This window comes from Sphingomonas sp. (assembly GCF_964263785.1).
In the GTDB taxonomy this organism is placed as follows: Bacteria; Pseudomonadota; Alphaproteobacteria; order Sphingomonadales; family Sphingomonadaceae; genus Sphingomonas.
Genome location: NZ_CAXVWL010000011.1, coordinates 1 through 25175 on the forward strand (window position 1 = coordinate 1; position 25175 = coordinate 25175).

A 25175-nucleotide genomic window follows, 5' to 3' on the forward strand; every position below is an offset into this window, starting at 1 on the left:
CGACTCGGACTCCATAAATCCAATAAAATCAACAGCAAAGGATTCTGACGGTATCCTCGACGGTATTCTGCTTTTTTCAGGCAGATTAAAGCGTGGGAGATCAACGCGTTAAGGGGTCAGGAAACAATGGAGTGGGAATGAGCCCCGTGCGCGCGATCGTCTAGCGCGTGCGCCCGCTCTGCATCGCCAGGAACTGGTCGACCATCGTCAGCCGTTCGGCGATATCGGCGCGCCAGGGGGCGCCCTGGGGCGTAAGCGCGAGGGCTTGTTGCCAGGCGGGGCGAGCGGCGGCGATCTCGCCGGCCTGGACCTGGACCAGGCCGAGGAAGAACGGCGGCCCGGGACTGTCGGGGGCGAGCCGGAACGCACGGGCGAAGGCGAAGCGCGCCGAAGGGGAAAGGGTTTGCGCGTCGTGCGCGGCGAGGGTGGTGCCGAGCGCGGTCCATAGCGCCGCATCGCGGGGGCGTTCGGCGATGGCAGCGAGCAGGACGCGTGCGGCCTGTCCGGCGTCGCCGTCCTGCAGCCGGCGGTCGGCCGTGCTCAGCACCGCGGCGTCGCCGGGCTCGCCGGGCATGATCGCGGCGCGGAACGCGACCAGGCCCGGGTCGACCTCGGTTCGCTGAGAGTCCGCGGCGACCGGATGGCCGGCAAGCGTCGGGCTGCCCTGCCACGCGTAGCCCGCGGCGCCGAGCATCGCGGCGGCGCCGACCAGCCGCCACAACGGTCCGGCGATGCCGAGCAGCCAGAGCGCGGCGGCGGCGAGCCCTGCGATCAGCACCAGCGCCGCGAAACCCATCAGCGCCGTCGCTTGAAGCTGGCGCGCGCGACCAGCAAGCCGATGGCGAGGAGAGCCAGGGGAGCGATCCACAGCGGCGCGGTGGCGCCGGTGAACGGCGGATCGTAGGTGACGTAGTCGCCGTAGCGCGCGACCAGCCACGCGCGCACCCGCTCCGGCGCCTCTCCCGCACCGATGCGGCGACGGACCAGCGCGCGCATGTCGCCCGCCATCGGCGCGTCGCTGTCGGCGATCGACTGGCCTTGGCAAACGACGCAGCGCAGCGTCTCCATCAGCGTCTTGGCGGCATGCTCGCGCGCCGGATCGGCGAGCTGGGTGTCGGCGAGCGCGTCCGAGGGCGTGCCTTGGGCCATCAGAGGGGTGCTCAGCAACAGCAGGGGAAGGAGCCGCTTCATTGCGCCGCCTCCACCTGCGCGGCGAGCGTGGCGACATCGTCGGCGCGGATGTCGCCGATGTGCTGCGCCACGATGCGGCCGCGGCCGTCGACGATGAACGTCTCGGGCACCCCTGACGAGCCCAGCGCGAGCTGGACCGAACTCTTGGCATCGTCGCCGATTGCATCATAGGGATCGCCGTTAAGGCTGAGGAACTGCGCGACTGCGGGCGCGGTGTCGTGGATCGCGACCGCGTCGATGGGGATGCCCATGCGTTTGAGCGCCAGCAGTTGCGGCGCCTCCGCGACGCAGGGGACGCACCAGCTGGCGAACACGTTGAGCAGCCGCGGTTGGCCGCGCGCGAAGTCGGTCGAGGCAAGACCGGGCTTGCCCGAGACCAATGGCGGCAGCGCGAAGGCGGGGAGCGGCTGGCCCGCCATCGCCGAGCGCACGGTGCGATCGGCGGGGTGACGCAGGCCCAACGCCACCAGGATCGCGATGGCCGCGAACACCGCCAGCGGCGCCCAGATCAGCGCTCGCCTCACCCGCGCCGCTTCCGCAGACGGCCGACCAGCGACAGCAGCCCGCCGAGCGCGACGAGCGCGCCGCCGAGCCAGATCAATGTCACGAACGGCTTCCACCAGAAACGCATCTGCCAGCGCCCGGTGCCGTCGGCCTGACCCAGCACGGTGTAAAGTTGTCCGTCGAGCACGGTCGCGATCGCGCTTTCGTTGGTGGTCGTCGGCGGCTGCGCGAAGAAGCGCGATTGCGGGCGCAGCACCAGCGTGTCGTCGCCGCGCGTCGCGGTGAGCCTGGCCTCGAGCGCCGACCAGGTGTCGCCGATCACGGGCGTGATGCCGTCGAAGCGGACGCTGTACGGCCCGACCCGCGCCGATTCGCCTGCCCGGAGCGCGATCAGCCGTTCGGACGTGAACGCCGCGTCGCACGCCATCCCCGCCAGCGACACCGCTATCCCGAGGTGCGCGACGACCATCCCCCAGGTGAACAGCGGCGTGCGCGCCAGATTGCGCTTCCACAAGGGTGCGACGCTGGCCACCGCGAGCCCCGTGGCCAATGCGATGCCGGCGAACGGCAGCGGGTTCATCGGTAGCGCGAAGACCACCAGCGCCGCGCCCGCGAACGCCGCCGCGGCGATCGGCCAGGTGAGGCGGGCGATCACCGCTTGGCCGGAGTCGCGGCGCCAGCGGATCAGCGGACCCGCCGCCATGAACGCGACCAGCAGCAGCGCGACCGGCCCTGCCGCACGGTTGAAGAACGGCGGCCCGACCGACAACTGCCGCCCGAACGCCTGCGCCACCATCGGGTAGAAGGTGCCGATCAGGACGATGCCGAGAATGACCGACAGCAGCAGGTTGTTGAGGACCAGCCCGCCCTCGCGGCTGACCGGCTCGAACGTCGTGCCCTGCCGCACCGTGCCGACGCGCGCGCCGAACAGCGCCAGCGCGCCGCCGACGTAGAGGCACAGCAGGACGAGGATGAAGGTGCCCCGCGTGGGGTCCACCGCAAAGGCGTGGACGCTGGTCAGCAAACCCGATCGGACGATGAAGGTGCCGATCATCGACATCGAGAAAGCAACGACCGCGAGCATGACGGTCCAGGCGCGAAGCCCGTCGCGGGTCGCCAGCACGCTGACCGAATGAAGCAGCGCGGTGGCGGCGAGCCAAGGCATCAGCGACGCGTTCTCGACCGGATCCCAGAACCACCAGCCGCCCCAGCCGAGCTCGTAATAGGCCCAGTACGAGCCCGCGGTGATCCCGAGCGTCAGGAATATCCACGCGCCGAGCACCCATGGCCGCATCGCGCGTGCGAACGCGGGGCCGACATCGCGAGTGACCAGCGCGCCGACCGCGAAGCTGAACGCGACCGACAGCCCGACATAGCCGAGGTACAGGGTCGGCGGATGGAAGGCGAGGCCGGGATCCTGCAGCAACGGGTTGAGGCCGAGCCCGTCGGGCGCCGCAACCGGCAATCGCGCGAACGGGTTGGAGGCGAACAGCAGGAAGGCGTAGAAGCCCAGCGCGATCGCGGCCTGCGCGGCCAGCGTGGCGATCAGCGTGCGCTCGGCGACCCGGCGCTCCAGGGTTGCGACACCCGCGCCCGCCAGCCCCAGGATCGTCACCCAGAGCAGCATCGAGCCCTCGTGGTTGCCCCAGGCGCCGGCGACCTTGTAGATCAACGGCTTGGCGGAATTGCTGTTCTCAACGACCAGCTTGACGCTCATGTCCGAGGCGACAAACACCGCGATCAGCGCCGCCATTGCGACCGCGACCAACAGCCCTTGCACGATCGCGACGGGACGGATGGCAGCGGCGACGGTGCCGTCGCCACCGCGCAGCGCGAGTGCCCCGAGCGCGATCTGCAAGGCGGCGAGCGCCGCGGCGAGCCATAATGCGGCAAGACCCGCTTCTGCCATCATAAGGCGATCATGGCTCCAGCGTCTTGGTCTCGTGCATCCTGCCCGCGATTTGCGGCGGCATGTATTTTTCGTCGTGCTTGGCGAGCAGGTTGGTGGCGACGAACAGCCCGTCGCGGCGGAACGCGCCTTCGGCGACGACCCCTGATCGCTCGCGGAACAGGTCAGGGACGATGCCGGCGAACACCACCGGCGTGGTCGCCTGCCCGTCGGTGACCTGGAAATGGACGGTGACGCCGTCGGGGGCGCGCGCGACCGATCCCGCCGCCACCATCCCGCCCAGTCGCACCGCACGGCCGACCGGCACGCCGTCGCGGCGGACGTCCGAGGGCGCATAGAAGAACGACGCTTGCTCGCCGAGCGCCGACAGGGCGAGCAATGCGGCGCCGACGACCGCGGCGACGCCGAGCAGCGCCAGGGTCAGCCGCTGATGTTTGGGCTTCATGCCTCGACTGCGCTCGACGCAGGGGCCTCGACCCGCCGCGACGCAGGTCGCTCCGCGCGCCGCATCGCGATCCAGCTTGTCGCGACCAGCACGACCGTGCCGCCGAGCGTCAGCGCGTACGCCGCGACAACAAAGGGCCAGGGGTTCATGTGCGCGCCATCCGCCGCATCCGCGCTTCCGCCTTGGCGAGCGCCAGCAGCGTGCGCATCCGCATCAGCACGATGGCGGCGAACAGGCAGGTGAAGCCCAGCAGCATGATCGGGAGCGGCCACAGGATCGACGAGTCGATCGACGACTTTGTCAACCCGATGCTCGGCCCCTGATGCAGCGTGTTCCACCAGACGACCGAATAGCGGATGATCGGCAGCAGCACCGATCCCGCGATGCCGAACAGCGCGGGCAACCGCCCGTCGCCGCCGCGGTCCGCGTCCGCACGCGCCAGTGCCATGTAGCCGCAATAGACGAAGAACAGCAGCAGCATGCTGGTCAGCCGCCCGTCCCATTGCCACCACGTTCCCCAGGTCGGCCGTCCCCAGATCGATCCGCTCGCCAGGCAGATCGCGGCGAATACCGCGCCCGGCAACGCGATCGCGCGCGCCGCGAGGTTGGCGAGCGGATGCCGCCAGACCAGGAAGGTGATGCTCGCGATCGCCAGCCCGCTCCACCCGCCCGTGCCCAGCCATGCGGCGGGAACGTGGATGTAGAGGATGCGGACCGTCTCACCCTGCAGATAGTCCGGCGGGGTCAACGTCAGCCCCGCATAGGTGCCGAACGCCACCAGCAACGTACCGGCGATCACGAGCACCGGGGTCAGCGCCCGCGCGATCTTCAGGAAGCGCGCTGGATTGGCAAGGGCGTGAAGGACGGGCACAGACCTGTGGATACGCAGGATCGCCCGACGAATCCAGCGGCGTTACGCGCGCCGGCAAAACGACGGCGGGACGTCAGGGCCCGACCGGGCCGTCGCGCCGAATCTCGTCGATGTTACGCTCGCGCTGGTTCTCCATCGGGTGACGGTTGCCGGGTTTGCGCAGGTGGCGAAGCAGAACGATGATGCCCACCACGACGACCGCAATCAGCGTGCCGAACATCAAGACGGATATGGGACTGCCGTTCATCGCGTTTCTCCCTAGGAGAGCGGTTCGACTCGAGCATCTCAAGCGCCTGCGCCCGTGGAAAGTTCCGTATCGGGCCGAGCGCCGGAACAGCCGCGGTCCCCGTGCGTAAAGAAGATTGGCGTAAAGAAGATTGGACAATGCGGAAGAAGGCGGCGAAGATCGCGCTCCGGGAATGATGTTCACGATGGTGAGAGGACCCAGAGAATGCACGCAACGGTGATGACTCGTGCCGGTCGCATGGCACTAGGCGTGGCAGTGGCCGCGCTGGCGCTGGCGGCCTGTTCCAAGAAGGCCTCCGACGACGGCGCCAGCGCACCCGCCGCGACCGAGACCACGGCTGCGACCACGACCACGACGACCACCGCTGCCACGACCGCCGGCCCCACGGTGCCCGCCGCGCCGGCGCCGGCAGCCGATAACACCGACACGATCTCGGGCGTCAAATACGCCAGCTATACCGGCGATGCGACCAAGGGCGCGGACGTGTTCGTCACTTGCAAGACCTGCCACGCGATCGAGGCAGGGGTGAACAAGATCGGCCCTTCGCTTCACGACGTGGTGGGGCGCAAGGCTGGGCAGATCCCGGGCTTCGCCTATTCGCCCGCCAACAAGAACAGCGGCATCACCTGGACCGAAGACAAATTGTTCCAGTATCTCGAAAAGCCGCAGCGCGTGGTGCCGGGCACCAAGATGACCTTTGCCGGCTTCACCGACCCGCAGAAGCGCGCCGACGTGATCGCCTATCTGAAGGCAAACTGATTGGGTGACCCCCCGTCCGATATCGGGCCCGACGCCGGCGGGGGGCACCATTTGCCAGATCGGCGAGGTGCGCGGGAAACGACGCCGCCAGCGCCAGTGCAACCCAGGGCCATCCCGCGCCGGTAAGCGCCGCCCGCAGCGCCAGGATCATCAGCGCCCCCGGCAGCAGCCGGAGCGCTGCGGAGTAGGGCGGCCAGTCGCGCGCTCGAACCAGCCAAGTCAACTCGACCAGCATCACCACCAGCACCAGGTCCGCCGCATGGCCGCGCGCGAACAGCCACGCGAACAGCCCGTGGGACGCCCCGGTCAGGAAAACGGCCCGTTCAGGCGCACGATCGTCATCGTCAGGTATCCGGCGAACGTGACCCACAGCAGATAGGGCACCAGCAGGACCGCCGCGACGATCGAGCGACGCCAGACGAAGATGATCAGCGCCGCAACCGACAGCCACAGCGCGATCGTTTCGACCATCGCCCAATCGGGCCGGTGGAGGCGAAAGAACAACAGGCTCCAGGCGATATTGAGGAAGCCGTTCAGCGCGAACAGCCCGATCAGCCACTCGCCCTCGCGCTGTCCCGACATGTTGAGCCAGGCGGTGACCCCGGCGAGCGCGGTCAACGCGTAGATCGCGGTCCACGCGGCGGCATAGGCGGCATCGGGCGGCGCCCAGTGCGGCTGCGCGAGCGCGCGGTACCAGGGCCCCAGATGGGTGATCGTCGCACCCACGAAGGCGATCGCCACCGCGGCGATCGCGGCGACCAGCACAGGGAACAGCCACGCCCGGCTCACCCGCGTCACGCCGCCGACTGCAGCAGGTGGCGCATGTCCTTCAGAAAGATGCCGACGTGAGTCATCGGCCGCGCGCGCACCAGTTCCTTGTTCATATACGCCTGCCAGGTGAGGTCCTGCACGCCGGGGTCGTTGCACATCGCGACAAAGCGCTCGCGGCGCTTGTCGCTCTTGTACCAGAAATACTGCATGATGCCTAGAATCCAGAACACCCGGCCGTGCGCGCGCATGAAGCGCTTGCGCGCGGTGCGCAGCGCGCGCGGGTTGCCGGTCGCGAGAAACGCGTCGACCGATGCGGCGACGTCGCGCGCCGCGGCCATGGCGTAGTAGATGCCTTCCCCCGACGCCGGCGCGACCACGCCCGCGGCATCGCCCGCGACGATCGTGTCGCGGCCGTCGTCCCAGCGCTTGAGCGGCCGCAACGGGATCGGCGCGCCTTCGCTGCGGATCGTCTCGCAGGCATTAAGCCCGGCACGGTCGCGCACCCGTGCCACCGCGTCGCGCAAGGCGAAGCCCTTGTTGGCGCTGCCGACGCCGATGCTGGCAGTGTCGCCGTGGGGGAAGATCCAGGCATAGAAATCGGGCGACAGCTCGCCCTGATAGAAGACGTCGCAGCGCGCCTGGTCGAATGCCTCGCTCGGGTCGCCGGCGGGCGAGCGAATGATCTCGTGATAGGCGAACACGCACGGCACGCGGTCCGCACCCTTCAGCGTGGCGCGTGCAATCTTGGAGCGCGCGCCGTCGGCGCCGATCACCGCGCGCGCGCGGACCCGGTGCTCGGTGCCGCCGCGCGCGTCGCGGTAGGCGACGATCGCGCAACCGTCGGCGTCGCGGTCGATCCGATCGAAGGTGCCGGTGCGGCGTTCGGCGCCGGCACCCGCGGCACGGGCGCGGAGCCATTCGTCGAACGCGTCGCGATCGACCATGCCGACGAAGCCCCCCGGCACACCCTGATCCACCGGCATGTCGACGGTGCGGCCCGATGGCGCGATCATCCGCGCCGAAGTGGCGCGGCCGACGATCAGGTGATCGGGGATGGCGAAATCGCGCACCAGCCGCGGCGGGATCGCGCCGCCGCACGGCTTAATCCGCCCGGCACGGTCGAGCAGCAGCACGCGGCGGCCGGCGGTCGCCAGATCGGTCGCGGCGGTCGCGCCTGCAGGGCCGCCGCCGACAACGACGCAATCGTAGGTCGCGTCGCTCATGCCGCGGCGCTCACGGTGGTTTGGACGGACATGCGCGCAGGCCCACGCAGCCAGAGCGAGGCTGCGGCGAGGAACAGCAGCGCCTCGGCCCCGAAGACCATCGCAAAGGTTTGCGGCGTCGAACCGATCAGCGATCGGCCGATGTCCACCGCGACCGCGCCGGTCAGCCCGCCCAGGCCAAAGGCGATCGCCTGTGCCGCGCCCCACACGCCCATGCGGATGCCCTCCCTTCCACGATCCTGTCCGGCCAGCGCCATCATCGCGCCGATCGCCGCGACCGCGAACAGGCCGTTGGCGAAGCCCAATGCGGCGACGTTGGCGGCGAGCGGCCAGCCGGGACCGCTTCGCGCCGCCAGCGCCAGGCCGGCGAGCGCCGCGGCCGAACCGATGCAACCTGCGACGATCCACACGCGCAGGTCGCGCGCGCTGCGGCCGCCGAACGCGTTGCCGCCCACGCCGACCAGGATCATGCCGAGCAATACGCCGCCGTGCTGAACACCCGAAAGCTGAGTCGATTGACCCACCGTGAAGCCGAACAGCAAGCCCGCGAACGGTTCGAGGATCAAGTCCTGCATCGAATAGGCGAGCATCGAAAGGAACACGAAGACGGTGAACCGCCGGGCTTCACGATCCGCCCACATGGTTGCGAGTTCGGCCTTCAAGGGCTGTGAAGAGAGGGCCCGCTCGGGCGGCAGCGCGGCGGTCACACCCTCGATCCCGCGTACCGCAAGCGCCGCAACGACGAACGCCACGAGCGCGACTCCGCTTGCGACTCGAACCAGTCTCGGGAGCGAGAAGGGGTCGAGGAGCGATCCGGCTATGCGCGCGGTGATGACGATACCCGCCACCATCATGATCCACGTAATCGATGCCGCGGCCGCGCGCCTTGCGGGCGCCACCCGGGTCGCGAGCAGCGCCAGCAGCGAGGTGCCCGCGGCGCCGACGCCTGCGCCGATCATCGCGAACGCGGCGGCGGCAGCCGCGAATCCAGCCAGGGACCGCGTCGCCAGCAGCCCGAGCGACAGCACCGCTGCGATCGCCCCGGTCGCGAGCACCGCCATGCCGCCGACGATCCACGGCGTCCGTCGTCGTCCCCGATCCGAGCCGTGGCCCCACACCGGCCGCGAAAGCTGCACCGCATAATGCCAGGCGACCAGCCCGGCGGGCAGTGCGGCGGGCAGCGCATATTCGACGACCATCACGCGGTTGAGCAGCGATGTTGCCAGCATCACGATCGCGCCGATCGCGCTCTGGACGAGTCCGAGGCGGACGATGCCAACCCAGCCGAGCGGGGTCACAGGCCCAGCACTCCGCCGAGCCCGAACGCCGCCGCGAGCATGCCCAGCACGTAGAGCGTCGTGCCGGTGGCGTTGTACCAAGGCGTGTTCGCCAGCGGATCGCGGAGCAGCCGCACCATTAGCGCGAGCTGGCCGATCAGAAGCGCCGCAACGGCCGCGGCGACCGTCCGGTGTCCCCACGCGGCGAGTGCGACAACCACGACCAGCTGCGGCGCGGCCATCGCGATGCAGGCGACACGCGCGGCGCGATCTACCCCGAGCAGGACGGGCAGCGAGCGGACGCCGGTCGCACGATCGCCCTCCACCGCCTTGAAATCGTTGAGTGTCATGATGCCCCAAGCGCCCGCGCTGTAGAGCGCGAGGACGATCAGGATCGGCAAGGAAGGTAGCGCGCCCGCCATCACGCTGGCACCGGTAAACCAGGTCAGCCCTTCGTAGCTGAGCGCGACCGCCGCGGGTCCCCATATTCCGCTGACCTTCAGGCGGAACGGCGGTGCGCTATAGGCCCATGCGAGAACGAGTCCGAGCGCGGTGGCCGCGAGCACCCAGGCGCCGGTGAGCGCAGCGACGGCCAGCGAGGCGGCGGTGCCGCCGATTGCTATGCCGAGGCCCCAATGGCCGGGGATGCGCCCCGAGGGTATCGGCCGCGCGGGCTGGTTGATCGCGTCGACGTGACGGTCGAACCAATCGTTGACCGCCTGGCTGGTCCCGCACACCAGCGGTCCGGTCAGCATCACCCCCGCCAGCAGAAAAGGCCAGCGCGGCCCGATCGCCTCACCCGACGACACCACGCCGCACAGGAACGCCCAGATCGGCGCGAACCAGGTCAGTGGCTTGAGCAGCTCGAGCACATCGCGCGAGCCCGGAATGGCGGTGGCGACCTGCGGAGTCAGCGAGCGATCCATAGAGAGAAGCTAGGCTTGACGATCGGAGGCGTCAAACCGAATTGACACTTCTCACGACCGACGATGTACGATCACGGATTGGCGGGCACCAAATTGCCAAGGCCGTGACGGTGAAGCTTGGAATAGAGGCTCTGCCGACTGACGCCGAGCACTTCCGCCGCCGACGCCCGGTTGTCCGACGTGTAGGCGAGCGCCGCCTCGATACACAGCCGCTCGACCAGATCGGTACTCTCACGCACGATGTCCTTCAGCGACACGCGCCCGACCAGCTCGGTCAATTGCTCTACCGAGCGCGGCATGCCGCGGTTCACCGCGGGCACATCGCGCAGTCGCCGCGCGACGTTGCGGATGGTGAAGCCATAACAAACGGCGTCGCCCATCGGCGCGGCGACGCCCGACACCTCGACCTCTTCTTCCGCACCGGACGCGCCGCGCAGGATCGTAGCGACATTGCGGACCGAGCCGTGTTCGCGCAACAGGCCGACGATCAGCTCGAGATCGATTCCCGGCCGGCCAAGCCAGACCCCGAGTCGGGCTCCGACCACGCGGTCGGGCGAGGCGGTCTCGGTCAGGTCCACGAACGCGGCATTGGCCGAGAGGATGTTGAGTTCGTGATCGGCGAGGACGAATGCGTCGGGCATCCGCTCGACGACCTCGCTGAGCGTCGCAGCTTGGGGATGCCCGATGACGTCGCGCGGGGCCGGCGCGATGCGGACGAGGAGCAGGGGGGTGCGTCCTTGGCGGAACAGGCGTGCGGTGATCCGCGCCTCGGCCCCCGCTTGACCGTGCGTGTCGCGCAGGCGCAGCGCCGCCGGGGCGGCCTCGTCGGCGGCTTCGGCGGCGCCGAGCCGGGCGACGAAATCCTCTTGGTCCCCCGGAGCGACGATCGTCGCCACGGGCTCTCCGACCAGCGCACCGTCGGCGGCATCGAGCAGCCGATGCGCCGCCGGGTTGGCCTCGCGGATGCGCCGGCTTTCGGCGTCGACGATCAGGACGGCCTCCGACGCGATATCGAACAACAGACGATACCGCATCTCGGCCTGGCGCAGCCGAATGTAGTCGCGCTCCAGCGACTGCTGGGTCTGGAGCAATCGCTGTTGCACCGCTGCGACGGCGCGCATGTCGCGGCCGATCGCGATCACGCGATCGTCGTGGCCCAGCGCCACCATCATGTAGCGCACCGGCAGGTCGGCGCCGGCCGCGGGATGATTGACCTGCCGCCAGCGCGGTGCGGGGTCGTGGTGGGCGGCGGCGGCGAGCATCTCGGCGACCTTGGGACGACTCTCAACGGTGACGGTGTCGATCCACGCGTCGCCGATCCGGTCGACGAAGCCGTAGCCCGCAAGGTCGCCTTGCGAGATCGCGACATCGAGGATCGTGCCATCGCGCGCGAGGACGAACGCCACGTCGCCCACCGCTGCGAGCAGCGATGCGGCAACGCGCGCGGACAGCATACCCGGATTGGTTTCCGGATCGGCGAAGGCCGTCTTCGGGGCAAGGGCGATAGGCTTGTTCATCGACGAGCGTCGCGCTCCAACAAAAATGCGAATCCAGCTATGCAACCGCCTCCCGCGCGCGCGCGCGGACCAGGCTGTCCGCGAGTTTGAGCGCGAGCTTGGCGTCACGGGCGGTGCCATCGGCACCGACCTGTTCCGCCAACGCGGGGTCCGCACCGAAGATCCGTCCGCCGACCATCACGCAGACCCGCGGATTGCGTGACACATTCCGCAGCGCAACAATGACCGAGCCGAGATTCGCGATATGGCAGTCGCAACTCACCGTCAATCCGATCATGTCGAACCAGTCGTCGGCGACACGGCGTAGCAGATCGGGGGTTTCCGCATTGCTCATGCGGTCGGTCCGCCAGCCTTCTCGACGGAACAATTCGTCGATCACCACTGTGCCGAAACTGTGCTGATCGCCCGGCATGGAGGCGAACAGCGCGGAGTGGCCGCCGCCGCCGACGATCCCGTCGGACGGCATTCGCGCGGACAGCTCGTGGATCACCTCCTGCAACCGCCATAAGGCCATCGTGACGTCGACGAAATCGCAGCGGTCCTCCTCCCAATATTCGCCGAGCAATCGTGCGGCCGGGGCCAGCAGGTCGACCAGCACCGCGTCGATCGGGACGCCGCGCGTCAGAATGGCCTCGACATGCACGATCAGCGTGTCCGCCTCGACCTGAAGCGACAAGGGCACCAAGGTCTCGATGTCGACCGCGGTGACGACGACGTCGCCGGGGAGCGCGGGCAGGGTGTCGAACGGATCGGCCGCATGCGCGACAACCAACCGCGGGATGATCTCGCTTTCGATCAGCGCGGAGAGCGACTGCGCATAATCTTGATCGAGGTGGATGCGGAACGCGGCAAGCCGCTGGCCGTGCGTGGCGTGTTCCCGGGTCGACCGTGTGTGGGCGATATCGGCTCGCATCATCGACGTCATCACCGGCTCTCCCAGCCTGGTAAACCAACGTTTCTACTCGCGAAGCCCCGTTCCGAGATCGTATCCGCGACTCGCAGCCTATGCCTATTGCGCACGCGTTACAACCGCTTCCCAAATCACGTGCAATCGAGTGTCAAAGAAAATGGACGTAAGATTCCGTTGACACTTGGTAGCGGAGACGCCTAGCCTTCAGGTCAACGGGATCAAGGGCAGGCGGGCAGCAATGCAGGCGAGCGACCCAGTATCGAGGAGGGGAGAAGACCCCGTTCCGCGCGCCCTCTACACCGCCGATCAGCGCCGCCGCCGCGACGCGACCCGCTGGACGCTGGTACAGGGTATTCTCGCTCCCGCGCAGTTCGCGATCTTCCTGGTCAGCGCCACACTGGTGCTGCGCTATCTCGCGACCGGCGACGGCGCGGGCGCGGCGATCGTGTCCGTCGTCGTCAAGACACTCGCGCTCTATACGATCATGATAACCGGATCGATCTGGGAGAAGGTCGTGTTCGGCAAGTGGCTGTTCGTGCCGTCCTTTTTCTGGGAGGACGTGTTCAGCATGCTCGTGCTGGCGCTCCACACCGCCTATCTGGTGGCGCTGGTGGCCGGGCTGGGGAGCGAGCGCGGGCGGATGCTACTAGCGCTCGCCGCCTACGTTACCTATGCGATCAACGCGGGCCAGTTCGTGCTGAAGCTGCGCGCGGCGCGGCTGCAATCTCCGGCCCCCAAAATGGCGATGGCAGGGTGACCGCGCCGCTGCCCGCCGCGACTCTGGGTTGCGGGTCCGCGCCGGTGCTGCGCGAACGCGGGCAGCGCGAAGTGTTCTGCGGGCTGACCGGGATCATCTGGCTCCACCGCAAAATTCAGGACGCGTTCTTCCTGGTCGTCGGCTCGCGGACCTGCGCGCATTTGCTGCAATCGGCGGCGGGGGTGATGGTGTTCGCCGAGCCCCGCTTCGGCACCGCGATCATCGAGGAGCGCGATCTGGCCGGCATGGCGGATTGCAACGAGGAGCTCGACCGCGTCGTCGACCGGCTGCTGACCCGGCGGCCCGACATCAAATTGCTGTTCCTGGTCGGATCGTGCCCGTCCGAAGTCATCAAGCTCGACCTGAGCCGCGCTGCCGCACGGCTGTCGGTCAAGCACGCGGGGGTGACCAAGATCCTGAACTATTCGGGTTCGGGGATCGAGACGACGTTCACCGAGGGCGAGGACGCGTGCCTGGCGGCGCTCGTGCCGGACCTGCCAGCCGACGCATCCGCTGAGCCGAGCCTGATGATCGTCGGCGCGCTGCCCGACGTCGTCGAGGACCAGTTCGCCCGCCTGTTCGCCGATCTCGGCATCGCACGCGTCCATTCGCTGCCCGCGCGGCGTGCCGGTGCGATGCCGCCGGTGGGGCCGAACACCCGCTTCCTGCTCGCACAGCCCTTCCTCGGCGAGACCGCGCGCGCGCTCGAGGATCGCGGCGCGGTGCGGCTCGACGCGCTGTTCCCGTTTGGTGCGGAAGGGACGACCAACTGGCTGCACGCCGCCGCGCAGGCGTTCGGTGTCGACGAGATGCACTTCCGCCGGACGATCGCGCCGGGCCGCGAGCGGGCCAAGCGCGGACTCGAGCATTCGCGCGAGCGGCTGGCGGGCAAGAGCATCTTCTTCCTGCCCGATTCGCAGCTGGAGATACCGCTCGCGCGCTTCCTGGCGAACGAGCTCGGCATGGTCCCCGTCGAGGTCGGCACGCCGTATCTGCATCGTCGTCACCTGGCGCAGGAACTGGCGCTGCTGCCCGCGGACACGACGATCAGCGAGGGGCAGGATGTCGACCGGCAACTCGACCGCGTCCGTGCGGCCAAGCCCGACCTGACCGTCTGCGGCCTGGGTCTCGCCAATCCGCTGGAGAGCGAAGGCCTGACCACCAAATGGGCGATCGAGCTCGTATTCTCGCCGATCCACGGCTTCGACCAGGCGGGCGACCTCGCCGAACTCTTTGCGCGACCGCTTCGGCGGCGCGACCTGCTGAGGGTCTGATGCAACTCACGGTCTGGACCTACGAGGGACCTCCTCACGTGGGCGCAATGCGGGTCGCGACCGCGATGGAGGGCGTGCACTACGTCCTCCACGCGCCGCAGGGCGACACCTATGCCGACCTGCTGTTCACGATGATCGAGCGGCGCGGCAAGCGGCCGCCGGTGACCTACACCACCTTCCAGGCGCGCGATCTGGGCAAGGACACTGCGCACCTGTTCCAGACCGCGGCGCGCGAGGCGTTCGCGCGGTACAATCCGCAAGCGATGCTGGTCGGGGCCTCTTGCACCGCCGAGCTGATTCAGGACGACCCCGCCGGGCTAGCGCAGGCGATGGCGCTGCCGATTCCGGTGATCGCGCTCGAACTGCCGAGCTACCAGCGCAAGGAGAATTGGGGCGCGGCGGAGACCTTCTACCAGTTGGTGCGGACGCTCGCCGGCAAGCAAGCCAAGCCTGCGCCGCACGAAGGCGGCCGTCCGCTCGCCAACATCCTTGGCCCCACCGCGCTGGGCTTTCGCCACCGCGACGACGTGATCGAGATCACCCGGCTGCTTGGGCTTCTCGGCGTGGACGTCAATGTCGTTGCGCCACTCGGCGCGAGCCCCGCCGACCTCGCACGGCTGGGTCATGCCGACTTCAACATCTGCCTGTATCCCGAGATCGCCGACACCGCGTGCCGCTGGCTGGAGCGGACGTTTGGGCAGAAAACGGTGCACACCGTGCCGATCGGCCACGGCGCGACTCGCGCCTTCGTCGCCGAGGTCGCCGCGCTGGCGGGAGTCGATGCGGCGGCGGTGCTCGATACGGTCGGGTGTTTGGGCAACATGCCCTGGTGGAGCCGCTCGGTCGATTCGACGTATCTGACCGGCAAGCGGGTCTTCATCTTCGGCGACGCGACCCACGCCATTGCCGCCGCACGGGTGGCGCGCGACGAGCTGGGCTTCGAGGTCGTCGGGCTCGGCTGTTACAACCGCGAATTCGCACGCGACCTGCGCGATGCGGCCAAGCTGTACGGCGTCGAGGCGCTGGTCACCGACGACTATCTGGAGGTGGAGGCGGCGATCCAGGCGCTCCAGCCCGAGCTGGTGCTCGGCACCCAGATGGAGCGGCACATCGCCAAGCGGCTGCGCATCCCGTGCGCGGTGATCTCGGCACCGGTCCACGTCCAGGAATTCCCGGCGCGCTATTCGCCGCAGATGGGGTTCGAGGGCGCGAACGTGCTCTTCGACACTTGGGTGCATCCGCTGGTGATGGGGCTGGAGGAACATCTGCTGACGATGTTCCGCGACGATTTCGAGTTTTCGGACGCGAGCGGGGCGTCGCACCTGTCGTCTCCCCTCCCTGCAAGAGTATCAGGTGAACCGTGCCCCACACGGTTCAGGTCAGGCTGGGAGCCTGACCGACCTGATACTGGGCTGGGGGTGGGTGCGAGCGAAGCGAGCCCTTCTCCTGCATCAAGCGGTGACTTCGACGCTGGCGCGTCGATCCCCACCCCCGACCCCTCCCTTGCAGGGAGGGGAGAATGGTCCCCCGACGCCGAGCGCGAGCTTCTCAAAATCCCGTTCTTCGTGCGCGGCAAGGCGCGGCGGAACACGGAGAAGTTCGCCGCCGAACACGGCCTTGCCGCGATCACCCTCGACACGCTCTATGACGCAAAGGCGCATTATGCCCGCTAGAGCCGCCACGCCCGACCGCCCAACCCCCGTCCGCGTGGTGATCGTGACCCTCGACAACCACCTGTCGGGCGCCGCCGAGCGCGCCGCGGCGCAATTCGCGAAAGACGGAACCGGGATCAGCATCGGCTTCCACGCGGCGTCCGACTGGGACCGTGATGCCGGTGCGCTCGACCGCTGCAGGGCCGACATCGCGCGTGGCGACGTCGTCGTGGCGACGATGCTGTTCCTGGAGGATCATATCCGCGCCGTCCTGCCCGCGCTCGAGGCGCGCCGCGAGGCGTGCGACGCGATGGTCGGGCTGATGTCGGGAAGCGAGGTCGTGAAGCTGACCCGGCTCGGCGACTATCGGATGGACAAGCCCGCCAAGGGGCCGCTCGCCCTGCTCAAGCGGCTGCGCGGATCGGGCAAGCCGGGTGCGTCGTCGGGCGCGGGGCAGATGAAGATGCTGCGGCGGCTCCCCAAGATGCTGCGCTTCGTCCCCGGCACCGCGCAGGACGTCCGCGCCTATTTCCTGACCCTGCAATATTGGCTCGCCGGATCGGACGACAATGTCGTCAACATGGTCCGCGCGCTGGTCGACCGCTATGCCGATGGCGAGCGGCGCGCGCTTCGCGGGGCGTGCCGGGCCGAGGCGCCGCAGGACTATCCCGAGGTCGGGATCTATCATCCCGCGATGAAGGGCCGGATGGCCGACCGGCTCGATGCGCTGCCGATCGCGACGGCCACTAAGGGCACCGTCGGCGTGCTGATGCTGCGTTCGTACCTACTGGGGCGCGACACCGGCCATTACGACGGCGTGATCGCGGCGCTGGAGGCGCGCGGGCTGCGGGTGATCCCGGCATTCGCCAGCGGGCTCGATTCGCGCCCCGCCATCGAGCGGTTCTTCATGGCCGACGGGCGCGCGAGCGTCGACGCGGTGATCTCGCTGACCGGCTTCTCGCTGGTCGGCGGCCCGGCGTACAACGACGCGCAGGCGGCCGAAGCGATGCTCTCGGCGCTCGACGTGCCCTATATCGCGGCGCATCCGCTCGAATTCCAATCGCTCCAGCAATGGGGAGCGGGGCGCGCGGGGCTGCTGCCGATCGAGGCGACGATGATGGTCGCAATCCCCGAGCTCGACGGTGCGATCGTGCCGAGCGTGTTCGGCGGGCGCTCCGACGGATCGCAGGAGCCCTGCACCGGCTGCGGTCGCGGCTGCGTCTTCCCGGCATCGGGGCTGACGCGCGAGATGCAACCCTGTCCCGAGCGCGCTGGCGCGATCGCGGCCAAGGTCGCCAGACTGGTGGCGCTGCACCGCTCGCAACGCACGGCGCGCAAGCTGGCGATCGTGCTGTTCAACTTCCCGCCCAACGCGGGCGCGACCGGCACCGCGGCGCATCTGGCGGTATTCGAGTCGCTCTACGCGACGCTCGTGCGGCTGGCGGCGGAGGGCTATGACGTCGCGGTGCCCGACGGCGTCGATGCGCTGCGCAACACCATCCTGGCGGGCAATGCCGCGCGCTACGGCGCCGACGCCAACGTCCACGTCCGCATCCCCGCCGACGACCATGTCCGCCGCGAGCCGCATCTCGCCCAGATCGAGGCGCAATGGGGCCCGGCACCCGGCAAGCAGCAGAGCGACGGCGGCACCATCCACGTGCTGGGCGCGCAATTCGGGTCGGTCTTCGTCGGCATCCAGCCTGCGTTCGGTTACGAAGGCGATCCGATGCGGCTACTGTTCGAGGGCCGGTTCACCCCGACGCATGCGTTCAGCGCCTTCTATCGCTGGCTGCGCGAGGATTTCGCCGCCGATGCGGTGCTTCATTTCGGCACGCACGGCGCGCTGGAGTTCATGCCCGGCAAGCAGGCGGGGATGAGCGGCGATTGCTGGCCCGAGCGGCTGATCGGCGATCTGCCGAATTTCTATCTCTACGCCGCCAACAATCCGTCCGAAGGGCTGATCGCCAAGCGCCGATCGGGCGCGACGCTCATCAGCTATCTGACCCCGCCGCTGGCGCAGGCCGGGCTGTACAAGGGGCTGGGCGAGCTGAAGGCGATGGTCGAGCGGTGGCGGTCGTCGCCCTCGCACGACGAGCGCGTCGCGATGGAGCCGATGATTCGGGCCAAGGCCGAGTCGATCGACCTGGATGCGGACGACATCGCCGCGCTGCCGGGCAAGCTGTACGAGATCGAGCGCGAGCTGATCCCGCACGGCCTGCATGTCTTCGGCCAGGCGCCCGATGGCGATGCCCGCGCGACCATGGTCGAGGCGATCGTCGCGGCGGGCGGCGGCGAAGCGGACGCGATCGGCGCGCTGCTGGGCGCCAACCGCGAGCTCGATGCGCTGGTCCATGCGCTCGATGCGGGGTTCGTCGCACCGGCGCCGGGCGGCGACGTGCTGCGCAATGCCAAGGTGCTGCCGACCGGGCGCAACCTGCACGGCTTCGACCCCTTCCGCATCCCCGGCGCATTCGCGTTGGCGGAGGGCAGCGCGCAGGCCGACGCGCTGATCGCGCGCCACATGGCGAGCGGCGGTACCTTCCCCGAAAGCCTCGCGATGGTGCTCTGGGGCACCGACAATCTGAAGAGCGAAGGCACCCAGATCGCGCAGGCGATGGCGCTGATCGGCGCCCGGCCGCGTTTCGACGGCTATGGCCGGCTGGCAGGCGCGGAGCTGATCCCCCTCGCCGAGCTCGGGCGCCCGCGCGTGGACGTGATCGTGACGCTGTCGGGCATTTTCCGCGACCTGCTGCCCTTGCAGACGCGGATGATCGCGGAGGCGGCGTGGCTGGCGTCGGAAGCCGAAGAGCCGCTGGAGCGCAACTTCGTCCGCAAGCACAGCCTGGCGCACCAGGCGCTCCACGGTTGCGATTTCGAAACCGCGGCGCTGCGCGTGTTCTCCAATGCAGAAGGGTCTTACGGCGCCAACGTCAACATGCTGATCGACGATGGCGCGTGGAGCGACCCCGACGAGATCGCCGAAGTGTTCGAGCGCCAAAAGGGCTATGCCTATCGCCGCAACGGCACCGCGGCGCGCCAGCCCGCCTTGTTCAAGAGCGCGCTGGCGGGTGTCGAGCTGGCGTATCAGAACCTCGACTCGGTCGAACTCGGCGTCACCGACATCGACCATTATGTCGACGCATTGGGCGGCATCAGCCGAGCGGTGACGCGGGCGCGCGGACAGGTGGCACCGGTCTATATCGTCGACGCCACGCAAGGCTCGGCCAAGGTCCGCACATTGGGCGAGCAGGTCGACCTGGAGACGCGGACGCGGATGCTGAACCCGGTCTGGTACGAGGCGATGCTCAAGCACGGGTTCGAAGGCGTGCGCAACATCGAGGGGCACGTCACCAACACGATGGGCTGGTCGGCGACAACCGGCCAGGTCGCCCCGTGGGTGTATCAGCGGATCAGCGAAACGTTCGTGCTCGACGATGCGATGCGCGAGCGGCTGGCGACGCTGAACCCGAAATCGTCCGCACGGGTCGCCAACCGGCTGATCGAGGCGAGCGAACGCAAATTCTGGACTCCCGACGAAGCAACGCTGGCGGCGCTCCACGCCGCGAGCGACGACCTCGAGGATCGTCTCGAGGGTATCGTCGCGGTGGCGGCATGAGGAATTAAGCGATGGCCCTGTTCGACCCCCCCGCACGCACCCGCGATACGATAGGTCTCGACGGAGACGGCTCCGTCCAGGTCGGGCTCGACCCGAACGACCGCATCGGCACCGCCAAGGTGTTCGCGGTTTATGGCAAGGGCGGGATCGGCAAATCGACGACCTCGTCGAACCTGTCCGCGGCTTTCTCGCTGCTCGGCAAGCGGGTGTTGCAGATCGGCTGCGATCCCAAGCATGATTCGACCTTCACGCTGACCAAGAAGCTGATGCCGACGGTGATCGACGTGCTCGAGACGGTCGAGTTCCACAGCGAGGAGCTGCGGCCTGAGGATTACATGTTCGAAGGCTTCAACGGCGTGATGTGCGTCGAGGCCGGAGGGCCGCCCGCGGGCACCGGCTGCGGCGGCTATGTCGTCGGTCAGACGGTGAAATTATTGAAGCAGCACCACCTGCTGGAAGACACCGACGTGGTGATCTTCGACGTGCTCGGCGACGTGGTATGCGGCGGTTTCGCGGCACCGCTCCAGCATGCCGAGCGCGCGGTGGTCGTCGCGGCGAACGATTTCGACAGCATCTTCGCGATGAACAGGATCGTCGCGGCGATCAAGGCGAAGGCCAAGAACTACGACGTGCGGATGGCGGGCGTGATCGCCAACCGATCGGCCGCGACTGACGAGATCGACCGCTACAATGAAGCGACCGGTCTCAAGCGGCTGGCGCATTTCCCCGATCTCGACGCGATCCGGCGTTCGCGGCTGAAGAAGTGCACGCTGTTCGAGATGGACTCGACCCCCGAGGTCGACGCCGCCTGCCTCGAATACAAGCGACTTGCCGCGCAGATGTGGGCCGGGTGCGAGCCGCTTGCCGCAGAGCCGATGAAGGACCGCGACATCTTCGAATTCCTGGGGTTCGAGTGAGATGACGACGGCGACCTACGACCGGTTCCGCGGGAACCTGGAAACCTATTTCGACCGCACCGCGGCCAAGGCGTGGGAGCAATTGACCTCCGACGCGCCGGTCAGCGGCATCCGCGCGACTGTCCGCGCCGGGCGCACCGACATGCGCAACACGCTGCTGTCGTGGCTGCCTGCCGACATGCGCGGCCTGCGCTTGCTCGATGCCGGGTGCGGCACCGGCGCGCTTGCCGTTGAGGCGGCCGAGCGGGGGGCGGAGGTGGTCGCCATCGACGTCGCGGGCAGCCTGGTGAAGATCGCGCTCGACCGCGCGCGCGCGGATCTCAACATCGACTGGCGCGTCGGCGACATGCTCGATCCTGCGCTCGGGCGGTTCGACCATGTCGTCGCGATGGATTCGCTGATCCATTACAAGGCGTTCGACATCGTCGCGGCGGTGCAGGCGCTGGCCGAGCGGACCGGTGGGTCGATCGCCTTCACCTTCGCGCCGCAGACGCCGCTCTTGATGGCGATGCTCGGCGCCGGGCGTCTGTTCCCGCGCAGCGACCGCTCGCCCGCGATCCTGCCGGTGCGCGACCGGCTGCTGCGCACGCTGATCCGCAACGCGCTGCCGCACGCGCGGATCGGCCGCGACCGGCGCGTGTCTGCAAGTTTCTACACCAGCCATGCGCTCGAGGTGCTGCCCGGGTGAGCAACGTCGCCGGCTTGAAGGCGTCGCTGGCGCCGCGATCCGCGCCCAGCGGTACCGGCCGGGTTGCTGCGATTCGGACGGGCGCGTTCTGGAACCGGGTCGGCACGCGCTTCCTGCCCTTCGCCGATGCCGCCAGCGCCGATCTGCCGCTCGCGCGGTTGCTGCGGCTGTCGCTGTTCCAGGTCTCCGTCGGGATGGCGGCGGTGCTGCTGACCGGCACGCTGAACCGGGTGATGATCGTGGAGCTCGGCATGAGCGCGTCGATCGTCGCCGCAATGGTGTCGCTGCCGCTGCTGTTCGCGCCGATGCGCGCGCTGATCGGCTTCAAGTCCGACCACCACCAGTCTATCCTGGGCTGGAAACGGGTGCCGTATCTGTGGTTCGGGACGTTGCTGCAGTTCGGCGGGCTGGCGCTGCTGCCGTTCGCGCTGCTGGTGATGTCGGGCGACGGCCCCGGCATGGCGCTGGCCGGGCGGATCGGCGCGGGAGTCGCTTTCCTGCTGGTGGGTGCCGGCATGCACACGACGCAGACCGCCGGGCTCGCGCTCGCCACCGATCTGGCGCCGGAGGCAACCCGCCCGCGCGTCGTCGCCTTGCTCTACGTCATGCTGCTGCTCGGCATGATGGTCAGCGCGCTGGTGATCGGGCGGCTGCTGGCGGATTTCACCCCCACCAAGCTCGTCCAGATCGTCCAGGGCGCGGCGGTGCTGACCATGGTGCTCAACATCGTCGCCCTGTGGAAGCAGGAAGCGCGCACCCGCGTGTCCGCTGCGGCGCGCGAGGCCAAGCCCGAATTCGGCGAGGCCTGGACAACGTTCATCGCGCGGCCGCGGACGCTTCGGCTGCTGATCGCGGTTGGGCTCGGCGCGGCGGCGTTCAGCATGCAGGATGTGCTGCTCGAACCGTATGGCGGGCAGATCCTCGGGCTGTCGGTCGGCGCGACGACGTCGCTGACCGCGCTGTGGGCGCTGGGGATGCTGGCGGGGTTCGCACTGGCGGCGCGGCGGCTGGGGCAGGGCGGGGAGCCGCACCGGCTGGCCGGGTTCGGCGGCGTCGCGGGGATCGGCGCTTTCCTGTGCGTGATCTTCGCAGGACCGCTTCATTCGGTTGGCCTGCTGGCGATCGGCGCGACCGCGATCGGCTTTGGCGGCGGGCTGTTCTCGGTCGGCACGCTGACCGCCGCGATGGCGGTATCGGACGAATCGCGGACCGGACTGGCGCTTGGCGCCTGGGGTGCTGTGCAGGCGACGTGCGGCGGCGCGGCGATCGCGCTCGGCGCGGTATTGCGCGATGTGGTTTCCTCGGCGGCGGCCGGCAACGATCTGGGCGCGACGCTGGCCGGGCCGGTGACCGGCTACGGCGCCGTCTACCTCGTCGAAATCGTGCTGCTGCTCGGCACGCTGGTGGCGCTCGGGCCGCTGGTGCGCGGGATGGACGCACCCGGCGGCAGCCGCGTGACCCGCTTCGGACTCGCCGAGTTTCCGGCATGACGGCCCCGGACTAGACACAGGAGAACGCAGGTGCACCCCCAACTCACCCCCGGCATCGACGTCGCGCTGCTCGTCTTCTGGGCGTTCGTCGCGTTCTTGGTGGCGCTGGTCTTCTACCTGCGCCGCGAGGACCGGCGCGAGGGCTATCCTTTGGAGGACGTGCTGAGCGGGCGCGTCGACACGCCGGGCGGGCCGCTCTCCACCGCCTCGCCCAAATCGTTCCTGCTGCCGTTCGGGCACGGGGTGGTCACCGCGCCGACGACAGGGCGCGATCCGTTCGACATCGCCGCACGGCGCACCGAGCGGTTCGCGGGTGCGCCGCACGTGCCGACCGGCGATCCGCTGGTCGACGGCATCGGCCCCGCCGCCTGGGCCGACCGTGCCAAGCGCCCCGATCTGGATATGGAGGGGCATCCGCGCATCGTCCCGCTGAGCGCCGCGCCCGAATACGGCATCGCGCGCGGCGACAGCGATCTTGCCGGTTGGCCGGTGATCGCCGCCGACAAGGCCGTTGCGGGCACCGTCGTCGAGCTGTGGATCGACAAGGCGGACCGGCTGGTTCGCTATCTGGCGGTCGCGCTGGAGAACGGGGGTAGCACGGTGCTGGCGCCGATGATGATGGCCACGGTCGACCGCGGCCGCCGCCGCGTCGTCATCGACGCGATTACCGCTGCGCAATTCACGCGGGCGCCGCGGATCGACGCAGCCGACAGCATCACGCTGTACGAGGAAGATCGCGTCCAGGGCTATTTCGGCGGCGGTTACCTGTACGCCACCGCTGACCGGCAGGAGCCGCTGTTTTGACTGAATACGACCTTGAAGCGACTCCCGGGCTGCCGGGCCAGCTGCCCCCGGGCGAGCGCATCGTCTGGCAGGGAAAGCCCGATGCCCGCGTGCTCGCGCGCGCCGCGTTCCACGTGCGGCTTGTCGCCGGGTATTTCACGTTGCTCGCCGCCGTGGCGCTGGCGAGCGCGCTGGCCAACGGAGTCGCGGGCCCGGCCGACCTGATCGGGGTTGCCGGCACGCTGGCGGCGGGCGCGCTGGGGGTCGCGTTGCTGCGGCTGCTCGCCTGGGCCTCGGCGCGCTCGACGATCTACACGCTGACCGATCGGCGGCTGGTGCTGCGGATCGGCATCGCGGTGCCGAAATGCATCAACCTGCCGCTCGGCGCGATCGAGGCGGTCGACCTGGCCGTGCGCGGCGATGGATCGGGCGATCTGCCGTTGCGGCTGAACGGCACGCCCAAGCTCGGCTATCTGACGCTGTGGCCGCATGCGCGCGCGTGGGCGGTGGTCGCACCGCAGCCGATGCTGCGTGCGGTGCCGCAGGCCGCGAGCGTTGCTGCTCTGATCGCCCGGACCTGCCTCGCCGCCAACCCGAACGGCCGGATCGCGACGGTCGAGGACGACGCGCCCGCGGTTGCCGCGCACTTCACTCAGGCGCTGGCAGCATGAGCGCGCGTGCCTATTACCGCAGCGACATGCTGCCGCGCAGCACGCTGATGATGGCAGCCGGCGTGGTCCTGTTCGCCTTCGCCGCGGCGGCCACCGTCCGGGTCGCGCACATCCCGGCCGCGGCGTCCCCGACCGCGACGCGCGCCGCCATGCACGTGGCGCCGGTCACCTCGCGCGACCTGCGCTTCCTCGATCGTGCGGACGGCGCGGTGGTGATCCAGGACGCGCGGACGGGGGCGGTCGCGTCGGTGATCCGGCCGGGCGAGAAGACCGGGTTCATCCGCGGCGTGATGCGCGGGTTGGCGCGCGAACGCCACCAGCGCGGGCTCGGTGCGGCGACGCCGTTCAACCTGACCTTGTGGCGCGACGGCGAGCTTTCGCTGACCGATCTTGCCACCGGCCGCTCGATCGAGTTGACTGCGTTCGGGACCACCAACCGCGCGACCTTCGCGGCGCTGCTCGGTCCGGAGAAGACGGCATGATCGCATTCCGCCGCATGACCTTCGACACGCCCTGCCTGGTGAAAATCGAGCACAGCGACGAATTCCTGTGCGCGCATGTCGAGCTGGCGGGCGACATCGTGGTCGGACCCGGCGACCGGGTCCGCGTCCATGGCGCGCCGATCAGCGTCGGCTTCGGCGAACGCTGCGTCGTCGAGCGCATCGCCACCGTCGAGCGTGCAGGCGCGGCGGAGCGGCTGTGGACCAAGTTCGCGGGCCATTTCGAAATGGCCGAACTCTATGAAGTCAGCTTCAGCGATCGGACCTTGGCATGAAG

The 25175-nt window shown here is 69.1% G+C and carries 26 protein-coding genes; 12 read left to right on the top strand and 14 right to left on the bottom strand.

Going from position 1 to position 25175, the window contains the following annotated elements; translation table 11 throughout:
- Nucleotides 1–160 precede the first annotated feature (160 nt).
- From ACE5C1_RS00935 to ACE5C1_RS00970, 8 genes are all read right to left on the bottom strand, one after another.
- A complete protein-coding gene (locus ACE5C1_RS00935) occupies nucleotides 161–796 on the bottom strand; it encodes a tetratricopeptide repeat protein (protein WP_374942189.1) in 636 nt (211 codons plus the stop codon).
- Nucleotides 796–1191, bottom strand: coding sequence for a cytochrome c-type biogenesis protein (locus ACE5C1_RS00940; RefSeq protein ID WP_374942190.1), 396 nt, complete (start codon nucleotides 1189–1191; stop codon nucleotides 796–798). The genes ACE5C1_RS00935 and ACE5C1_RS00940 overlap by 1 nt, the downstream gene beginning before the upstream one ends.
- Nucleotides 1188–1715 (bottom strand): redoxin family protein, encoded by a 528-nt coding sequence (locus ACE5C1_RS00945; RefSeq protein ID WP_374942191.1) that lies wholly within the window; start codon nucleotides 1713–1715, stop codon nucleotides 1188–1190. The genes ACE5C1_RS00940 and ACE5C1_RS00945 overlap by 4 nt, the downstream gene beginning before the upstream one ends.
- Entirely contained in the window at nucleotides 1712–3607 is a 1896-nt protein-coding gene (locus ACE5C1_RS00950) for a heme lyase CcmF/NrfE family subunit (protein WP_374942192.1), read from the bottom strand. Before ACE5C1_RS00950 ends, ACE5C1_RS00945 begins: the two co-directional genes overlap by 4 nt.
- A 7-nt stretch (nucleotides 3608–3614) precedes the next feature.
- Nucleotides 3615–4049, bottom strand: a complete 435-nt coding sequence (gene ccmE, locus ACE5C1_RS00955; RefSeq protein WP_374942193.1) for a cytochrome c maturation protein CcmE — start codon at nucleotides 4047–4049, stop codon at nucleotides 3615–3617.
- On the bottom strand, nucleotides 4046–4198 hold the full coding sequence (locus ACE5C1_RS00960) for a hypothetical protein (protein ID WP_374942194.1): 153 nt from the start codon (nucleotides 4196–4198) through the stop codon (nucleotides 4046–4048). The genes ccmE and ACE5C1_RS00960 overlap by 4 nt, the downstream gene beginning before the upstream one ends.
- Entirely contained in the window at nucleotides 4195–4920 is a 726-nt protein-coding gene (gene ccmC / locus ACE5C1_RS00965) for a heme ABC transporter permease CcmC (RefSeq protein WP_374942195.1), read from the bottom strand. The genes ACE5C1_RS00960 and ccmC overlap by 4 nt, the downstream gene beginning before the upstream one ends.
- A gap of 73 nt (nucleotides 4921–4993) precedes the next feature.
- Entirely contained in the window at nucleotides 4994–5140 is a 147-nt protein-coding gene (locus ACE5C1_RS00970) for a hypothetical protein (protein ID WP_374942196.1), read from the bottom strand.
- A 264-nt stretch (nucleotides 5141–5404) separates the two neighbouring features.
- Here ACE5C1_RS00970 and ACE5C1_RS00975 point away from each other — a divergent pair, with 264 nt between their 5' ends.
- Entirely contained in the window at nucleotides 5405–5926 is a 522-nt protein-coding gene (locus tag ACE5C1_RS00975) for a c-type cytochrome (protein ID WP_374942197.1), read from the top strand.
- A 306-nt stretch (nucleotides 5927–6232) separates the two neighbouring features.
- On the opposite strand, the gene ACE5C1_RS00980 is transcribed toward ACE5C1_RS00975, so the two are convergent.
- From ACE5C1_RS00980 to ACE5C1_RS01005, 6 genes are all read right to left on the bottom strand, one after another.
- Nucleotides 6233–6724, bottom strand: coding sequence for a TspO/MBR family protein (locus ACE5C1_RS00980; RefSeq protein WP_374942198.1), 492 nt, complete (start codon nucleotides 6722–6724; stop codon nucleotides 6233–6235).
- A complete protein-coding gene (locus tag ACE5C1_RS00985; RefSeq protein ID WP_374942199.1) occupies nucleotides 6721–7920 on the bottom strand; it encodes a geranylgeranyl diphosphate reductase in 1200 nt (399 codons plus the stop codon). The genes ACE5C1_RS00980 and ACE5C1_RS00985 overlap by 4 nt, the downstream gene beginning before the upstream one ends.
- Nucleotides 7917–9218, bottom strand: coding sequence for a BCD family MFS transporter (locus tag ACE5C1_RS00990; protein ID WP_374942200.1), 1302 nt, complete (start codon nucleotides 9216–9218; stop codon nucleotides 7917–7919). The genes ACE5C1_RS00985 and ACE5C1_RS00990 overlap by 4 nt, the downstream gene beginning before the upstream one ends.
- Entirely contained in the window at nucleotides 9215–10123 is a 909-nt protein-coding gene (gene chlG, locus ACE5C1_RS00995; protein WP_374942201.1) for a chlorophyll synthase ChlG, read from the bottom strand. The genes ACE5C1_RS00990 and chlG overlap by 4 nt, the downstream gene beginning before the upstream one ends.
- Nucleotides 10124–10194: 71 nt before the next feature.
- Entirely contained in the window at nucleotides 10195–11640 is a 1446-nt protein-coding gene (gene ppsR / locus ACE5C1_RS01000; RefSeq protein WP_374942202.1) for a transcriptional regulator PpsR, read from the bottom strand.
- A 37-nt stretch (nucleotides 11641–11677) separates the two neighbouring features.
- Nucleotides 11678–12565: a B12-binding domain-containing protein gene (locus ACE5C1_RS01005; protein ID WP_374942203.1), complete on the bottom strand. Its 888-nt coding sequence runs from the start codon at nucleotides 12563–12565 to the stop codon at nucleotides 11678–11680.
- A gap of 223 nt (nucleotides 12566–12788) precedes the next feature.
- Here ACE5C1_RS01005 and bchF point away from each other — a divergent pair, with 223 nt between their 5' ends.
- The 11 genes from bchF to ACE5C1_RS01060 are packed head-to-tail and all read left to right on the top strand — an operon-like array spanning nucleotide 12789 to nucleotide 25173.
- Nucleotides 12789–13307 carry a 2-vinyl bacteriochlorophyllide hydratase gene (gene bchF / locus ACE5C1_RS01010; RefSeq protein WP_374942204.1) on the top strand — a complete coding sequence of 173 codons (519 nt, stop codon included), beginning with the start codon at nucleotides 12789–12791 and terminating at the stop codon, nucleotides 13305–13307.
- On the top strand, nucleotides 13304–14581 hold the full coding sequence (locus ACE5C1_RS01015) for a ferredoxin:protochlorophyllide reductase (ATP-dependent) subunit N (protein WP_374942205.1): 1278 nt from the start codon (nucleotides 13304–13306) through the stop codon (nucleotides 14579–14581). Before bchF ends, ACE5C1_RS01015 begins: the two co-directional genes overlap by 4 nt.
- Nucleotides 14581–16254 (top strand): ferredoxin:protochlorophyllide reductase (ATP-dependent) subunit B, encoded by a 1674-nt coding sequence (bchB, locus tag ACE5C1_RS01020; protein ID WP_374942206.1) that lies wholly within the window; start codon nucleotides 14581–14583, stop codon nucleotides 16252–16254. Before ACE5C1_RS01015 ends, bchB begins: the two co-directional genes overlap by 1 nt.
- Nucleotides 16244–19849 carry a magnesium chelatase subunit H gene (locus ACE5C1_RS01025; protein ID WP_374942207.1) on the top strand — a complete coding sequence of 1202 codons (3606 nt, stop codon included), beginning with the start codon at nucleotides 16244–16246 and terminating at the stop codon, nucleotides 19847–19849. Before bchB ends, ACE5C1_RS01025 begins: the two co-directional genes overlap by 11 nt.
- A gap of 11 nt (nucleotides 19850–19860) precedes the next feature.
- Nucleotides 19861–20766 carry a ferredoxin:protochlorophyllide reductase (ATP-dependent) iron-sulfur ATP-binding protein gene (gene bchL, locus ACE5C1_RS01030; RefSeq protein WP_374942208.1) on the top strand — a complete coding sequence of 302 codons (906 nt, stop codon included), beginning with the start codon at nucleotides 19861–19863 and terminating at the stop codon, nucleotides 20764–20766.
- A gap of 1 nt (nucleotide 20767) precedes the next feature.
- Entirely contained in the window at nucleotides 20768–21454 is a 687-nt protein-coding gene (bchM, locus tag ACE5C1_RS01035; RefSeq protein ID WP_374942209.1) for a magnesium protoporphyrin IX methyltransferase, read from the top strand.
- The gene (locus ACE5C1_RS01040; protein WP_374942210.1) at nucleotides 21451–22944 is read left to right on the top strand and encodes a BCD family MFS transporter; all 1494 of its coding nucleotides are present in this window, start codon (nucleotides 21451–21453) and stop codon (nucleotides 22942–22944) included. The genes bchM and ACE5C1_RS01040 overlap by 4 nt, the downstream gene beginning before the upstream one ends.
- Before the next feature lie 30 nt (nucleotides 22945–22974).
- Nucleotides 22975–23748 carry a photosynthetic reaction center subunit H gene (puhA, locus tag ACE5C1_RS01045; RefSeq protein ID WP_374942211.1) on the top strand — a complete coding sequence of 258 codons (774 nt, stop codon included), beginning with the start codon at nucleotides 22975–22977 and terminating at the stop codon, nucleotides 23746–23748.
- Nucleotides 23745–24398, top strand: a complete 654-nt coding sequence (gene puhB, locus ACE5C1_RS01050) for a photosynthetic complex putative assembly protein PuhB (protein ID WP_374942212.1) — start codon at nucleotides 23745–23747, stop codon at nucleotides 24396–24398. The genes puhA and puhB overlap by 4 nt, the downstream gene beginning before the upstream one ends.
- Entirely contained in the window at nucleotides 24395–24880 is a 486-nt protein-coding gene (puhC, locus tag ACE5C1_RS01055) for a photosynthetic complex assembly protein PuhC (protein ID WP_374942213.1), read from the top strand. Before puhB ends, puhC begins: the two co-directional genes overlap by 4 nt.
- Entirely contained in the window at nucleotides 24877–25173 is a 297-nt protein-coding gene (locus ACE5C1_RS01060) for a hypothetical protein (RefSeq protein ID WP_374942214.1), read from the top strand. The genes puhC and ACE5C1_RS01060 overlap by 4 nt, the downstream gene beginning before the upstream one ends.
- The last annotated feature ends 2 nt before the right edge of the window (nucleotides 25174–25175 follow it).

What these genes read in the sequence shown, in the direction of transcription:
- ACE5C1_RS00950 (WP_374942192.1), bottom strand. Translation starts at nt 3,607, where the DNA reads ATGATGGCAGAAGCGGGTCTTGCCGCATTATGGCTCGCCGCGGCGCTC.
- ACE5C1_RS00940 (WP_374942190.1), bottom strand. Translation starts at nt 1,191, where the DNA reads ATGAAGCGGCTCCTTCCCCTGCTGTTGCTGAGCACCCCTCTGATGGCC.
- chlG (WP_374942201.1), bottom strand. Translation starts at nt 10,123, where the DNA reads ATGGATCGCTCGCTGACTCCGCAGGTCGCCACCGCCATTCCGGGCTCG.
- bchM (WP_374942209.1), top strand. Translation starts at nt 20,768, where the DNA reads ATGACGACGGCGACCTACGACCGGTTCCGCGGGAACCTGGAAACCTAT.
- ACE5C1_RS01025 (WP_374942207.1), top strand. Translation starts at nt 16,244, where the DNA reads ATGCCCGCTAGAGCCGCCACGCCCGACCGCCCAACCCCCGTCCGCGTG.
- ppsR (WP_374942202.1), bottom strand. Translation starts at nt 11,640, where the DNA reads ATGAACAAGCCTATCGCCCTTGCCCCGAAGACGGCCTTCGCCGATCCG.
- ACE5C1_RS00985 (WP_374942199.1), bottom strand. Translation starts at nt 7,920, where the DNA reads ATGAGCGACGCGACCTACGATTGCGTCGTTGTCGGCGGCGGCCCTGCA.
- ACE5C1_RS00960 (WP_374942194.1), bottom strand. Translation starts at nt 4,198, where the DNA reads ATGAACCCCTGGCCCTTTGTTGTCGCGGCGTACGCGCTGACGCTCGGC.
- bchB (WP_374942206.1), top strand. Translation starts at nt 14,581, where the DNA reads ATGCAACTCACGGTCTGGACCTACGAGGGACCTCCTCACGTGGGCGCA.
- ccmE (WP_374942193.1), bottom strand. Translation starts at nt 4,049, where the DNA reads ATGAAGCCCAAACATCAGCGGCTGACCCTGGCGCTGCTCGGCGTCGCC.
- ACE5C1_RS01005 (WP_374942203.1), bottom strand. Translation starts at nt 12,565, where the DNA reads ATGACGTCGATGATGCGAGCCGATATCGCCCACACACGGTCGACCCGG.
- puhC (WP_374942213.1), top strand. Translation starts at nt 24,395, where the DNA reads ATGAGCGCGCGTGCCTATTACCGCAGCGACATGCTGCCGCGCAGCACG.
- bchL (WP_374942208.1), top strand. Translation starts at nt 19,861, where the DNA reads ATGGCCCTGTTCGACCCCCCCGCACGCACCCGCGATACGATAGGTCTC.
- ACE5C1_RS01060 (WP_374942214.1), top strand. Translation starts at nt 24,877, where the DNA reads ATGATCGCATTCCGCCGCATGACCTTCGACACGCCCTGCCTGGTGAAA.
- ACE5C1_RS00935 (WP_374942189.1), bottom strand. Translation starts at nt 796, where the DNA reads ATGGGTTTCGCGGCGCTGGTGCTGATCGCAGGGCTCGCCGCCGCCGCG.
- bchF (WP_374942204.1), top strand. Translation starts at nt 12,789, where the DNA reads ATGCAGGCGAGCGACCCAGTATCGAGGAGGGGAGAAGACCCCGTTCCG.
- ACE5C1_RS00975 (WP_374942197.1), top strand. Translation starts at nt 5,405, where the DNA reads ATGGCACTAGGCGTGGCAGTGGCCGCGCTGGCGCTGGCGGCCTGTTCC.
- ACE5C1_RS00970 (WP_374942196.1), bottom strand. Translation starts at nt 5,140, where the DNA reads ATGTTCGGCACGCTGATTGCGGTCGTCGTGGTGGGCATCATCGTTCTG.